Genomic DNA, 12,256 nt, shown 5'->3' on the forward strand with positions numbered 1-12,256 from the left:
TCGCTCCCCCTAGCTCCGGATCCGGAGGCGGTCTGTGCTGTCCTCGCTGGGCTGGACGACGACGATGCCCTGGCCGGAGAACGCCATCTGGTAGGCCTCGCCGCTGCCCCGGCCGATCATCGAGGAGGCCTTGAAGCTGCGCTTGCCCTTCACCTTGAGGTTCGGGGACCAGGCGACCAGCGCGTCGGGGTCGACGTAGGTCTCGTCCTCGCCGCTGCCGCAGTCGACGACGATCGGGGCGCCGCGCGAGGTCAGCGCGACCCAGCCCTGGCCGCCGAGCTGCACGTTCCACAGGCCCTGTCCGGCGAACTTGGCCAGGCCCTTGACCCGCTCGACACCCCACTGGAGGCCCGCGTCGAACGCGAGCAGGTTGGTGCCGTTCACCGACAGGGCTTCGCCGCCCAGGTTGATGACGACGACGTCCGCGCCGTAGTCGGCGAGATAGAGCAGGCCGTCGCCGCTGGCCTTCATCAGCGGGGTGCCCTCACCGGTGATCCACTGCCCGGCGATCTGCCGGACGGCGGGCGGATTCGGCTCGTACTGCACGAAGCCCTCGTACGCGACCATCGAGCCGGTGCGCGCGAAGAGGTCCTGTCCGCTCTGCATGGCGATCTTCACCATGCTGCGGCCGTGGTTCTCCATCCGGGCCGCGACAGGGGTCGGGGCGAAGCCCGCGAGCTGCTGGTTCATGACTTCGCTCCCCTTAGATCTCGTAGGGCTGGACGACAATGAAGTTGCCGGGCGCACCGCGGAACTGAAGGTTCACGGTCTCTCCGCTGTGCCCGGGGAAGGCCTGCCGGCGCAGCCGCACCTGGCTGGAGATGATCACCTGCGAGGCGGCGGACCAGGCGACCACGGAGTTGGCGTCCGCAAAGGTCGTCGGCGTGACGGGAAGGACCACAGGGGTGCCCCTGGTCTTCACGATCACGGTGCCGGTCCCCTGGAACTGCATGGTGAACAGCGCGCCGCCGGGGATGCCGTGGCCCTCGATCCGGCGAACCTCGTGCTGCAGCGACTCGTCGTACGCCAGGACGTTCTCCGCAGAAACGCAAATCGCGTCCCCTTGGAGCTCGATGGGGTGCAGATGGGCTTCGTTCTCGGCGAGGAAGACCTGGCCGCGGCCGGTGCAGCGCATCAGCTGCATCTCCTGGCCGGTGGCGTTGCCCACGATCCGGCCGGCGAATCCGGCGCCCTTGTAGCTGAAATCGACCTTGCCCTGGTAGAGCACCATGCTGCCCTGGCGGGCGAGCACGGGCTGGCCGTCGGCTCCGAGGTCGACCCGGACCAGCTGGTCGTTCTGCTGCGTCCAGCGCTGCCCGGTGGGCACTTCGCGGTACTTCTGCAGCGCCGCAGCGACACCGGCGGGACCGCCGCCCTGAGGGACGCCCTGCGGCTGTCCGTACGGGGACGGGGCGCCCGGCTGGCCCGGGAAACCGGCCTGCGGCGGCTGGCCGTAACCGGGCGGCGCGGGCGGGCTCTGCCCTGGGGGCGCCTGACCGGGCGGTGCCTGGCCCGGAACTTGGCCGAACTGCGGCTGCTGCGGCGGCTGTCCGTAGCCGGGCGGCGGGGGCGGGCTCTGCTGGGCCGGGGCCATCGGCGCGGCGATGGTCGGTGCCGCGTGCACATCCGGCTGGGTGGGCGCCTGGGGCGGCGACGCCCCGCCGGGCGGCGGTCCGAACCCCTGAGCCGGCGCGGGCGCCGGCGGCGCCTGCTGCGGGACGGGGGCGGGCTCGGCAGGCGCGGGGGCGCCGAAGGACGGGGCCGGGGCAGGCTCGGCGGGGGCGGGCGCACCGAAGGACGGGGCCGGTGCGGCAGCTCCGGGCGGTGGGGCGAAGCCGGGGGCGCCGCCCTGCTGCTGCGGCGGCGCGGCGGCCGGCTCCTCCTCGGCGACCTCGCCGCCGAAGTACCTGAGCAGCGCGTCGAGTCCACCGTCGAAGCCCTGGCCGACGGCGGCGAACCGCCACACGTCCTTCAGGTAGAAGTCGCCCAGCATCACGGCGCGCTCGGTGGTGAACTCCGAGCCGTCGAAGGCGTAGCGGGCCACTTCCTCGCCGCCCGCGACGATCCGGATGTACCCGGGAGCGACCTGCGACATCTGGCCCGCACCGTCGATCGTCGCTGTGAACGACAGCTTCTGGATCTGCGGCGGAATCCTGTCGAGCGTGACGCGGAAGGACTCGGTGTCGCCGGCCTGGGCGCCGAGGAGCTGAATCGACTCCTCCGGTGACTTCGGCTGGTTGAAGAAGACGAAATAACGGTCGTCGGAGAGCTGCTCGTTGGCGTCGAGGCCGAAGCAGCTGATGTCGAACGACAGACCCGGGGCGCTGATCTGCACGCCTACGTACAGATCCGTGCCCGCTGTGAGGTCACTGATCCTGGCCTTGTGGCCGCGTTGGAATTCCCTGGCCATGCGTAACGACCGTCCCCCATCCCGGATGTGAATGCGTCGCGCCAGGCTAACCGCAAACCCTGAGAGTGGGCGAAGCCGGGACAGACCCGGTACACAATCGCCACCTGCGGTGTTACAGCGCGCGCTGGGACGTCACTCGCTACGCGCGCGTGCGTCCCGTCGGCGGGTGCCCGGCGTCATTCGCCGCGCGCGCCGGAGCCTTCGCCGCGCGCCGCGGGCAGATGCGGCAACCGGTCGGCGGCGACGACCCCTTCGAGGTAGCCACGGGCCCGCTCCGTACGGGGGTAGGCCTCCAGGAGCCGCCAGAAGCGCGGCCCGTGCCCCGGCACCAGGAGATGCGCCAACTCGTGCACCAGCACGTAGTCCACGACGTACTCGGGCATGCCCTGCAGCCGGTGCGAGAGGCGGATGCTGCCCTCTGCCGGAGTGCACGACCCCCAGCGGGTGTTCTGGTTGGTGACCCAGCGCACCGACGTGGGCTTGGCGCGGCCCTGGAAGTACTGGTCGGACAACAGCTGCGCACGCTCCGCCAGTTCGGCGTCGCCGAGCAGCCGCTTGCTCTCCTGGGCCGCGAGCTTGTCGAGCATGACACCCACCCAGCGCTGCTCTTCCGCCTCCGACATACGGGCGGGAATCAGGACGATGGTCCGGTCGCCCTCGCGGTACGCGGAGACCGTCCTGCGGCGCCGTGCGCTCCTGCGGACCTCTACCGCGCTCACCACTGAGCCGCGTGGCGGCTGGCTTGTCGTGCTGCGCTGCGGGCTTCCGGAGCTGTGCAGTGGGTCGGCGGGCACGCCCCGACGTTACCCGCTGGCGGTGGGGGAAGTCCCGCCTCCGGGACGGTTCCCGGCCGATCCACTCACCACGGACCGCGTTTGTACGACTATTACCCACTGCCTGTGGACAAGTCGCGGCACGGTGTCGACGGAGCGGGCATGCTGACAGCGGATCGAATCACCGGCGTCGGACCGGACGGCGGGCGGAGCGGGACGCGGGGCAAGATGCGGGACGCAGCGCGGGGGAACGGCGAGGAACAGCAGGGACCGGCAGGCACGGCAGGCACGGCAGGCACGGCAGGCACGGCAGGCACGGCAGGCACGGCAGGCACGGCAGGCAACGGGGGAATGATCATGCATCCGAGGGTGAAACCCGCGCTGCGGCGCGGCTGGCGGGATCTGACGACCGTGCAGGTCGGAGTCACGCCCGCGCACGCGGTCGTCCTCGGCCCCGTCGACCCGGCGACGGCAAGCCTGCTGCATCTGCTCGACGGCACCCGCGGCCTGCCGCTGCTGCGCGAGGAGGGCAGCCGGATCGGGCTGCCCGAAGGCCATGTGGACAAACTCGTCTCGTACCTCGCCGGTGCGGGCCTCCTGGACGACACGACGGGCGGCGGCCCCTCGGCGGACGCGCTGCGCAAGCGCCCGGACACCCTTGACCGGCTGTGCCCCGACCTGGCCTCCCTGTCCCTGGTCGACCGGGAACCGGACGGTGGGATACGACGGTTGGCGGCCCGGCGCGACCTGCGGGTCCAGGTGCGCGGCGCGGGCCGGGTGGGAGCGTCGGTCGCCGCAGTGCTCGCCGGCGCCGGGGTCGGCCAGGTCGATGTCCTCGACGGTGGCTGTGTGCGGCCGGAGGACGTGGCACCCGGCGGCGTGCGCGCCGAGGACATCGGGGAGCGCAGGGATATGTCCGCGCGACGTCTTGTGCGTCGATGCGCACCCGGCCGTGCGCCACGCCGGGCGGGCCCGCGGCGCACCTCGCCCCGGGGCCCGTCCGCGGATCGCGTTGTCCGGGCACCGGGGGCCGAGCCACCGCTCTCGCTGGTCGTCCTGGCTCCGCGCGACGGACTCTCGGCGTACGCACCCGATCCCTGCCCGGCCGAGCCCTTCATGGTGTCGGGGACCCCGCACCTTTACGCGGGCGTGGTCGAGGGCACGGGTGTGGTGGGGCCGCTGGTGCTGCCGGGGGTCTCGGCGTGCGCGCGGTGCCTCGACCTCGGGCGCTCCGAGCGGGACCCGGCCTGGCCTCGGATGCTGGCGCAGTGGCGTTCCGGGCGGGCGCCGGCGGTGCAGGCCTGTGACCTGGCCCTGGCCACCGCGGTGGCCGGTCTGGCCGCCGCCCACGCCCTGGCGTTCATGGACGGTCGGCTGCCGGCCAGTGCGGGAGCACGCTGGGAGGCGGCGGTGCCGGGACTCGGCTGGCGGGCCGAGCCCGTGCCGCCGCAGTGGACGTGCCCGTGCGGTGCGGCCGAGAGGAGTGAGAGGGAGCACACCATTACTGAGAGGGAGGACACCTCTATGGAACGAGAGCCGCACGAGACAATGGCCCGGTGAGCGCCGGACGTGGCGCGGCAGTCTGGGATTTGGAGGGGCGCATGTCTGATCTTCCCCGGAAGGCGGTCACCCGTACCGCCAAGCTGGCCGCGCTGCCACTGGGCTTCGCGGGCCGGGCCACCTGGGGCCTGGGCAAGCGGATCGGCGGAAAGTCCGCGGAGATAGTGGGCCGCGAGTTGCAACAGCGAACGGCGGAACAGCTGTTCAAGGTCCTCGGCGAGCTCAAGGGCGGCGCCATGAAGTTCGGGCAGGCGCTGTCCGTCTTCGAGTCCGCGCTGCCCGAGGAGGTCGCCGGTCCGTACCGCGCCGCGCTGACGAAACTGCAGGAAGCAGCGCCGCCTATGCCGTCCGCCGCCGTGCACGCCGTGCTCGCGGAGCGGCTCGGGGAGGACTGGCGGGAGCTCTTCCTGGAGTTCGAGGACAAGCCGGCCGCGGCCGCCTCGATCGGCCAGGTGCACCGGGCGGTCTGGCACGAGGGCCAGGAGGTCGCGGTCAAGGTGCAGTATCCCGGGGCGGGTGAGGCACTGCTGTCCGATCTGACCCAACTCAGCCGTTTCGCCAAGCTCCTTGGGCCGCTGATTCCAGGGATGGACATCAAGCCGCTGATCGCGGAGCTGCGCGACCGGGTGTCCGAGGAGCTGGACTACGGCCTGGAGGCGCAGGCGCAGCGGGTGCACGCGGAGGAGTTCGCGGAGGATCCCGATGTGCTCGTTCCGCAGGTGCTGCACCAGTGCGAGCAGGTCCTCGTGACCGAGTGGATCGACGGGATCCCGCTGTCCGAGGTGATCGCCGACGGCACCGATGAGCAGCGCGACCGGGCGGGACAGCTCCTGGCCCGCTTCCTGTTCTCGGGCCCGGCCCGCACCGGACTGCTGCACGCCGACCCGCATCCGGGCAACTTCCGGCTGCTTCCCCCGGAAGAGGGCGCCGAAGACGGCGCGGAGGTCTGGCGGCTCGGTGTGCTCGACTTCGGCACGGTGGACCGGCTGCCCGGCGGGCTGCCCGCCACCATCGGTGACTCCCTGCGGATGACCCTGGACGGCGAGGCCGACGCGGTCTACGAACTGCTCTGCGAGGAAGGGTTCGTCAAGGAGACCGTCGAGCTCGAGCCCGATGCGGTCCTTGAGTATCTGCTGCCGATCATCGAGCCCGCGCAGGTCGACGCGTTCACCTTCACCCGGGGCTGGATGCGTAGCCAGGCGGCGCGGATCGCCGATCCCCGTTCCCCCGCCCACCAGTTGGGCAAGCAGTTGAATCTGCCCCCGTCGTATCTGCTGATACACCGGGTGACGCTGAGCACCATCGGGGTGCTGTGCCAGCTGGGGGCGACCGTGAGACTGCGGGAGGAGCTGGAGACCTGGTTGCCCGGGTTTCTGCCGGAACCGGATGCGGAGATGGAGGCGGCGGAGACCGAGGCTGCGGACGCCGGGAAAGAGGGCGAGTCGGCAGCCGAGGCCTGAGCGCCGTCCCGTCTCACTCCACCCCGCCCCGAGTTCACCACCAGCTGGAGTCGAGGCGGCCTTCGATGGCTCTCAAGTTGGCGCGGGCGCAGTCGTCGCAGAAGTAGCGACGGACGCCGTTCTCCACCGAGCAGGTCCAGGTCGGCTGTCCGCCCTCGGCGCTGGTGCCGCAGCGGGAACACACGACGGGCTCGGCACTCTCTTCCGCCGAGTGCGGAGTTTGATGGTCCACTCGGCGACAGTATCGCCGCGTCCGGAGGCCTGGGAGTACAACGCACCGCGGGGGCCGCTCCGTTCGGAGCGACCCCCGCGGCTGGTCGAAGGGCTTGCGCCCCCGATGCTGCTTGTCAGTGCATGACGGCCATGGCCAGCGCACGGCGGGCGCGCAGGGAGGCGCGCTCGGCGCGGCGCTGCATCCGGCGAGCGTTGATCAGGCGCACGGCCTGACGTTCGGACTCGGCCTCACGCAGCCGGTCGTGCATATGTGCACGAGCCAGGGCTTCTGGTTGGAGTTGCATCTCTCGGGTCCTGTTCTGGCGCGAGGTGTTCGCGCCGGATTCGGTGGTGGTCTCTGGGGTCGCGGAGCCTGCGGGCTCGCTGGCGAAAGGCTTCATCGGGGCCTGCTTCATGGGGTCGTGCGTCAGGGGGCGGTCGATGGTTCCGGTGGCGTTCATGCGGCGACCGGGTTCTTGCGCGGGCGGCCACGCGGCCGCTTGCGGGCAACGACCACGCCCTGGACGAAGAGCTCGCCACCCCAGACGCCCCACGGCTCACGCCGCTCCTTGGCGCCGGCAAGGCAGGCCTCGATCAGCGGGCAGGTACGGCAGAGCGACTTGGCGTACTCGACATCGGCCGGCGACTCGGCGAAGAAGACCTCCGGGTCGTAGCTGCGGCAGGGGACGGGTACGCCGAGGTTCTCGATGGCGTCGTCGAGCGCGGTGAGCGCGGTGAGCGGAGTCAAGGTGTTCTCCTGAAGGCCGGGCGGGGGGATCGTCTCTGAAGGCGGTACGGACGGGGCGTGCGTTTCGATGTGCACGGTTGGTGTCTTCCTCGTCTGGTCGTTCCGGCCGGTCGGCCGGGTGGCGGCTGGTACCAGGTACTGCTTGTCCGTCGGCCCCTTCGCTCCGCTCACCCCTTTGAGGGCAAACAGAAGGGCCGCGGATCCCGGGTGGGGTTCCGCGGCCCTGAAGGCGCCGGCCTGATCGTCGATCAGGCTGGATCACTCCAGGGTTCGAGCCCGCGGAAGGCCCACATGTGGTGCTGCGTCGTCGTCTGCTTCCGGGATCCGGCACCGGCTGCCGCAAAGGCATAGGCCTGCGCCTGTGCCGCTGCTACTGCTGCTTCCGGTGCCTTGGTCGGTCGCTGATTGCGCTCACGCTCGCTCACGGGAAGGACCGCGAGAGACAGGGAAGCCGGGCGAACGGCGGCGATGCCGCCGGGCAGACCGGTGCCCTGGTTCGAGATACCGAGCAGGCAGGTGGCGACGACCGAGCGATCGGTCATTTTGACGACGTTCTTGCTCACCGAGCTGATGGAGCTGGTGTTGATGCTGATCACTGGAATCGCCTCCTCTCGGCGTCTCGGGGGCCGGCGCGAACCGACCCGCATGCGTGCAAGGTGTCAAGTACAGCACGGAACCAGGGCTTCAGAGAAGCCGCTGTTTCCGTGGTTAAGAACCTATGGGGATTGCTGCGGCGTACGCAAACTATTTTTTCGACGAGTTTGTATCAGTCGTCTTCGTCCGCTTCTCCAACCTCCGCGGCCCGCTCCTCACCTGCACAGATGGCCAGGACATCGGCCCCGAAGCGGTTCAGTTTGCGGGCTCCGACGCCTGGGATGCGGGACAGGTCCGCCGCGCTGTCCGGGACCGTCTCGGCGATGGCGATCAAGGTCTTGTCGGTGAAGACGCAGTACGCGGGCTGCCCGAGCTGGGCGGCCTGGTCCTTACGCCAGTCCTGCAGGCGCTCGTAGACACCCTCGTCCATGTCGGAGGGGCAGTCCTCGCAGCGCATCAGCTTCATCTCGCCGGCGTCGGTCAGGGTGCGGCCGCAGACCCGGCAGGGCACCGGGCCGCGGGGTTTGCGACTGCGGGCAGTGCCGCGCTGCACCCCGCCGCCCGCGGCGGAGGCAACCGGACGCGCTCCCGCGGCGGCGGAGCCGGGGCGCAGACCGCTGAGGAAACGGCTCGGGCGGCGCGAGGCCCGGCCCCCGGGAGAGCGGGCCAGCGCCCAGGACAGGGCGAGATGCTGCCGGGCCCGGGTGATGCCGACGTAGAGCAGGCGGCGCTCCTCCTCCACCTGCTCGTCCGTCTTGGCGTAGGCGATGGGGAGCATGCCCTCGGTGAGGCCGACCAGGAAGACGGCGTCCCACTCCAGGCCCTTCGCGGCGTGCAGTGAGGCCAGGGTGACGCCCTCGACGGTGGGGGCGTGCTGGGCTCCCGCCCGCTCGTCCAGCTCAGCGACCAGGTCGGCGAGGGTGGCCTGCGGGTGGGCGCGGGCGAAGTCCTCGGCGAGGCGGACCAGGGCGGCAAGCGACTCCCAGCGGTCGCGGACCGCTCCGGAGCCGGCCGGTGCCTGGGACGTCCAGCCCTTGGTCGACAGGACGGCACGCACCTGCGAGGGCACGTCCACCGCGTCGTCGAGGAGTGCGTCATTGCCGCCGAAGCGGGCCGCGCCACGCAGGGCCGCACCCGCCTCGCGGACCTCTGTTCGCTCGAAGAAGCGCTCGGCGCCACGCAGTTGGTAGGCGATGCCCTCGTCCGCGAGGGCCTGCTCATAGAGCTCCGACTGGCCGTTGGTACGGAACAGGACCGCGATTTCGCTGGCCGGGACGCCGGAGTCGAGGAGCTTGCGGATACGGCGGGCGGTGCCTTCGGCTTCCGCGGGCTCGTCGGCGTACTCCGTATAGACCGGGTCGGGGCCGGGGTCCCGCTGGGAGAGCAGTTCCAGGCGGTGCTCGGCGGCGCGGCCGCTGGCCTGGGACAGGAGGCTGTTGGCGAGGTGGACGACTTGGGGGGTCGAGCGGTAGTCCCGGACCAGCTTGACGAGGGTGGCCTGCGGGTGGCGGGTGCGGAAGTCCAGAAGGTGGTCGGGGGTGGCGCCGGTGAAGGAGTAGATCGTCTGGCTGGCGTCGCCGACCACGCACAGGCTGTCCCGCTCACCGAGCCACAGTTCGAGCAGACGCTGCTGGAGGGGGCTGACGTCCTGGTACTCGTCCACCACGAAGTGCTGGTACTGCGAGCGGACCTGCTCCGCGATGTCGTACCGGTCCTGCAGGACGCCGACGGTCAGGAGCAGCACGTCCTCGAAGTCGATCACGCCGCGGTCCCGCTTGAGCTCTTCATACGTGGCGTAGATCTGGGAGGTCTCGGCCGGGTCGCGGGGGATCTCGCGGCCGGACTTGGCCGCCGCGGCGGGGTAGTCCGCGGGCACGGTCTGGGTGACCTTGGACCACTCGATCTCGCCCGTGACATCCCGCAGCTCGCCCCGGTCGAGCCGGATGCGGCAGCGCGCCGCCGCCTCGGCCACCAGCTGGACCTTGCGCTCCATCAGGCGAGGCAGCTGGCCGCCGACTGCTTTCGGCCAGAAGTACTGGAGCTGGCGCAGGGCGGCGGAGTGGAAGGTGCGGGCCTGCACTCCGCTCACCCCGAGCTGGCGCAGCCGGCCCCGCATCTCGCCCGCGGCCCGGTTGGTGAAGGTCACAGCGAGGACGCTGCCGGGCTGGAGGATGCCCGCACGCACGCCGTACGCGATCCGGTGTGTGATCGCGCGGGTCTTGCCCGTGCCCGCGCCCGCGAGCACGCACACCGGTCCCTGCAGGGCGGTCGCGACCTCACGCTGCTCGGGGTCGAGACCGTCGAGCACGGCGTCGGCGTCCGGCGGCGGGGCCGCGTACTGGCTCGCGCCCGGCACCTGCGGGAAGAGAGTGGAGTGCGTTGCTGCTGTCACCCCGCCATGCTGCCAGGTCTGCCGGGGCGGGCGGGCCACTTGTCCACAGGCGAGAAGCATTGGTCGTACTAATGCGGGAATGGCGGCCGCGCCCCGTACGTTCGACCAGAAGCGACTACGCATCGGATGCGACTGCGTATCGGCCGGAACGGATGCGGCAGCGCATCGGGACGAGACAGAGGAGCACAAGGACCATGCCGGGGACTGTGACGATGTACAGCACCACGTGGTGCGGCTACTGCCGTCGGCTGAAGGGCCAGATGGACCGCGAGGGTATCGCGTACAAGGAGATCAACATCGAGCAGGACCCGGAGTCCGCGGCCTTCGTCGAGAAGGCGAACGGCGGAAACCAGACGGTCCCGACGGTGCTTTTCGAGGATGGTTCGACCCTGACGAACCCCTCGCTGGCCCAGGTCAAGCAGAAGGTCGGCGCCTGAGCACCGGTGCTCAAGGTCCAGTACAGCGCGTAGTCGAAGGCCCCCGCTTCTCTGGCGGGGGCCTTCGCGTATGCCGTGGGGCGCGGTCTTGAGGAGGCGCCGACCGCGGTCCTCAGGAGTCGCGTGCCGCGGTCCTCAGGAGTCGCCGCCCTCGGCGAAGCCGACCGTGCCGTCGGGCAGGATCGCCTCGACGCGGGCGCCGTGTTCGACCGTGCGGCTGACCGTGCAGTGCTTCTCGTGGGTCAGGCGGACGCCACGGGCGAAGACCTCGGCGGCGCGGCCGCCGTTGGCGTCCTCGGGGATGTCGAGCTCGTAGGTGACACGGACCTTGCCGACCCGGCCGTCGTCCTCGGGGGCCGAGACCGACTCCACGACGATGCGCAGGTCGTCGTGGTCCACCGCGCGGGCGGTGCGGTCGATCACCAGTCCGCCACAGCCGCCGAGCGCGGCGAGCAGCAGCTCCACCGGCGTGAAGGACGGCTGCCCCGACTCGTCGTCGGCGGCGGCCATCCGGACCTCGGCGCCGCGATCGTTGCGCGCGGTCCACTGCCGGTAGCCGGTACGGACGGTCTCGATGCGGTAGTCGGCCATGGCCGCGCCCTTCCTGTTCCCGGAGTCTCTTCCGCAGCCCCGGAGATCTTGAGCAGCCCCCGGCTCAGGGTACGGGCCGGGGCAGCGGCTTGCCGTACCAGAGCTCGATGAGACGGGCCGCGATCGAGATGCCGTACGGCGGCAGCACCTCGCCCGACTCGAAGGCGGCGGACAGGTCGTCGCGGGAGAACCAGCGGGCCTCCTCGATCTCCTCGCCGTCGACGGTGATCTCCGGCGAGGTGGCACGGGCCATGAAGCCCAGCATCAGGCTGGAGGGGAACGGCCAGGGCTGGCTGGCGACGTACTCGACCTCGCCGACCGTGACGCCGGCCTCCTCGAAGACCTCGCGGCGCACCGACTGCTCGATCGACTCCCCCGGCTCCACGAAGCCCGCGAGCGTCGAGAACCGGCCCTCGGGCCAGTGCACCTGGCGGCCGAGCAGGATCCGGTCGTGCTCGTCCGTGACCGCCATGATCACGGCCGGGTCGGTGCGCGGGTAGTGCTCGGCGCCGCAGGCCGGGCAGCGGCGGATGTGGCCGGCGGCGGCGATGACGGTGCGCTCGCCGCAGCGGGAGCAGAAACGGTGCAGGCGCTGCCAGTTCTCCAGGGCGACGGCGTGCACCATCAGGCCCGCGTCACGGGGCGAGAGCAGCAGCCCGGCCTCGCGCAGGCCCGCGGGGCGCGCCGACTGGTCCATGCGGCCGGGCAGGGCGTCCTTCTGGAGCGCGAAGTAGCTGACGCCGTCGTCGTCGGTGCCGAGGAAATAGCGGTGGGTCTCGGTGACCGGGGCCTCGAAGGCGGGGGTCATGACCAGTTCCGTACGGCCGTCCGGGGTGTCGTCGATCAGGACCTGGCCCCCTGACACCACGAAGACCCGGGTCGTCGGGTGGCTCCAGGCGGCGGCCAGCCATGCCTCGTCGAGACGGTGGTGGGCCGCCCGGTCGATGCCGCTGGGCGCGGTCAGCGACAGGGGCCGGTCAGCGGTGCGGTCGGTCCAGGTGGTCACAGGTGGTTCCAACTCCCCCGGTGGAATGGGCTGTTCGGCAGGACGGGTGGCATGGGGCGGGGCGGGATTTCA

Annotated in this window: 13 protein-coding genes; 3 read left to right on the plus strand and 10 right to left on the minus strand. The window is 71.2% G+C overall.

Features of this window, described 5'->3' with window-relative positions:
* Window positions 1–9: 9 nt before the first annotated feature.
* From ACFQVC_RS12105 to ACFQVC_RS12115, 3 genes are all read right to left on the minus strand, one after another.
* Entirely contained in the window at window positions 10–690 is a 681-nt protein-coding gene (locus ACFQVC_RS12105) for an AIM24 family protein (RefSeq protein WP_381829935.1), read from the minus strand.
* Window positions 691–703: 13 nt separating this feature from the next.
* Window positions 704–2,410, minus strand: a complete 1,707-nt coding sequence (locus tag ACFQVC_RS12110) for a TerD family protein (protein ID WP_381829937.1) — start codon at window positions 2,408–2,410, stop codon at window positions 704–706.
* Window positions 2,411–2,586: 176 nt separating this feature from the next.
* Window positions 2,587–3,204 carry a M48 metallopeptidase family protein gene (locus ACFQVC_RS12115; RefSeq protein ID WP_381829939.1) on the minus strand — a complete coding sequence of 206 codons (618 nt, stop codon included), beginning with the start codon at window positions 3,202–3,204 and terminating at the stop codon, window positions 2,587–2,589.
* 336 nt (window positions 3,205–3,540) lie between these two features.
* On the opposite strand from ACFQVC_RS12115, the gene ACFQVC_RS12120 reads away from it, so the two are divergent.
* Together ACFQVC_RS12120 and ACFQVC_RS12125 are read left to right on the plus strand one after the other, a co-directional pair.
* Complete coding sequence (locus ACFQVC_RS12120) at window positions 3,541–4,743, plus strand: ThiF family adenylyltransferase (protein WP_381829941.1); 1,203 nt, start codon at window positions 3,541–3,543, stop codon at window positions 4,741–4,743.
* Between the two features lie 41 nt (window positions 4,744–4,784).
* Window positions 4,785–6,203 carry an ABC1 kinase family protein gene (locus ACFQVC_RS12125; RefSeq protein WP_381829943.1) on the plus strand — a complete coding sequence of 473 codons (1,419 nt, stop codon included), beginning with the start codon at window positions 4,785–4,787 and terminating at the stop codon, window positions 6,201–6,203.
* 34 nt (window positions 6,204–6,237) lie between these two features.
* Here ACFQVC_RS12125 and ACFQVC_RS12130 read toward each other — a convergent pair whose 3' ends face one another.
* The 5 genes from ACFQVC_RS12130 to ACFQVC_RS12150 form a co-directional block, all read right to left on the minus strand.
* On the minus strand, window positions 6,238–6,435 hold the full coding sequence (locus ACFQVC_RS12130; RefSeq protein WP_381829945.1) for a hypothetical protein: 198 nt from the start codon (window positions 6,433–6,435) through the stop codon (window positions 6,238–6,240).
* 115 nt (window positions 6,436–6,550) lie between these two features.
* Window positions 6,551–6,877 (minus strand): hypothetical protein, encoded by a 327-nt coding sequence (locus tag ACFQVC_RS12135; protein WP_381829947.1) that lies wholly within the window; start codon window positions 6,875–6,877, stop codon window positions 6,551–6,553.
* The gene (locus ACFQVC_RS12140; RefSeq protein WP_381829949.1) at window positions 6,874–7,239 is read right to left on the minus strand and encodes a WhiB family transcriptional regulator; all 366 of its coding nucleotides are present in this window, start codon (window positions 7,237–7,239) and stop codon (window positions 6,874–6,876) included. The genes ACFQVC_RS12135 and ACFQVC_RS12140 overlap by 4 nt, the downstream gene beginning before the upstream one ends.
* 173 nt (window positions 7,240–7,412) lie before the next feature.
* Window positions 7,413–7,760: a hypothetical protein gene (locus tag ACFQVC_RS12145; protein WP_381829951.1), complete on the minus strand. Its 348-nt coding sequence runs from the start codon at window positions 7,758–7,760 to the stop codon at window positions 7,413–7,415.
* A 170-nt stretch (window positions 7,761–7,930) separates the two neighbouring features.
* The gene (locus ACFQVC_RS12150; protein WP_381829953.1) at window positions 7,931–10,210 is read right to left on the minus strand and encodes an ATP-dependent DNA helicase UvrD2; all 2,280 of its coding nucleotides are present in this window, start codon (window positions 10,208–10,210) and stop codon (window positions 7,931–7,933) included.
* Between the two features lie 134 nt (window positions 10,211–10,344).
* On the opposite strand from ACFQVC_RS12150, the gene ACFQVC_RS12155 reads away from it, so the two are divergent.
* Entirely contained in the window at window positions 10,345–10,587 is a 243-nt protein-coding gene (locus ACFQVC_RS12155) for a mycoredoxin (RefSeq protein ID WP_381829955.1), read from the plus strand.
* 135 nt (window positions 10,588–10,722) lie between these two features.
* Here ACFQVC_RS12155 and ACFQVC_RS12160 read toward each other — a convergent pair whose 3' ends face one another.
* Both ACFQVC_RS12160 and nudC read right to left on the minus strand, forming a co-directional pair.
* Entirely contained in the window at window positions 10,723–11,178 is a 456-nt protein-coding gene (locus ACFQVC_RS12160; RefSeq protein WP_381829957.1) for an OsmC family protein, read from the minus strand.
* A gap of 64 nt (window positions 11,179–11,242) precedes the next feature.
* Entirely contained in the window at window positions 11,243–12,184 is a 942-nt protein-coding gene (gene nudC / locus ACFQVC_RS12165) for an NAD(+) diphosphatase (RefSeq protein ID WP_381829959.1), read from the minus strand.
* Between the last annotated feature and the right edge of the window lie 72 nt (window positions 12,185–12,256).

Source organism: Streptomyces monticola (genome assembly GCF_042665355.1).
GTDB classification, from domain to species: domain Bacteria; phylum Actinomycetota; class Actinomycetes; order Streptomycetales; family Streptomycetaceae; genus Streptomyces; species Streptomyces monticola.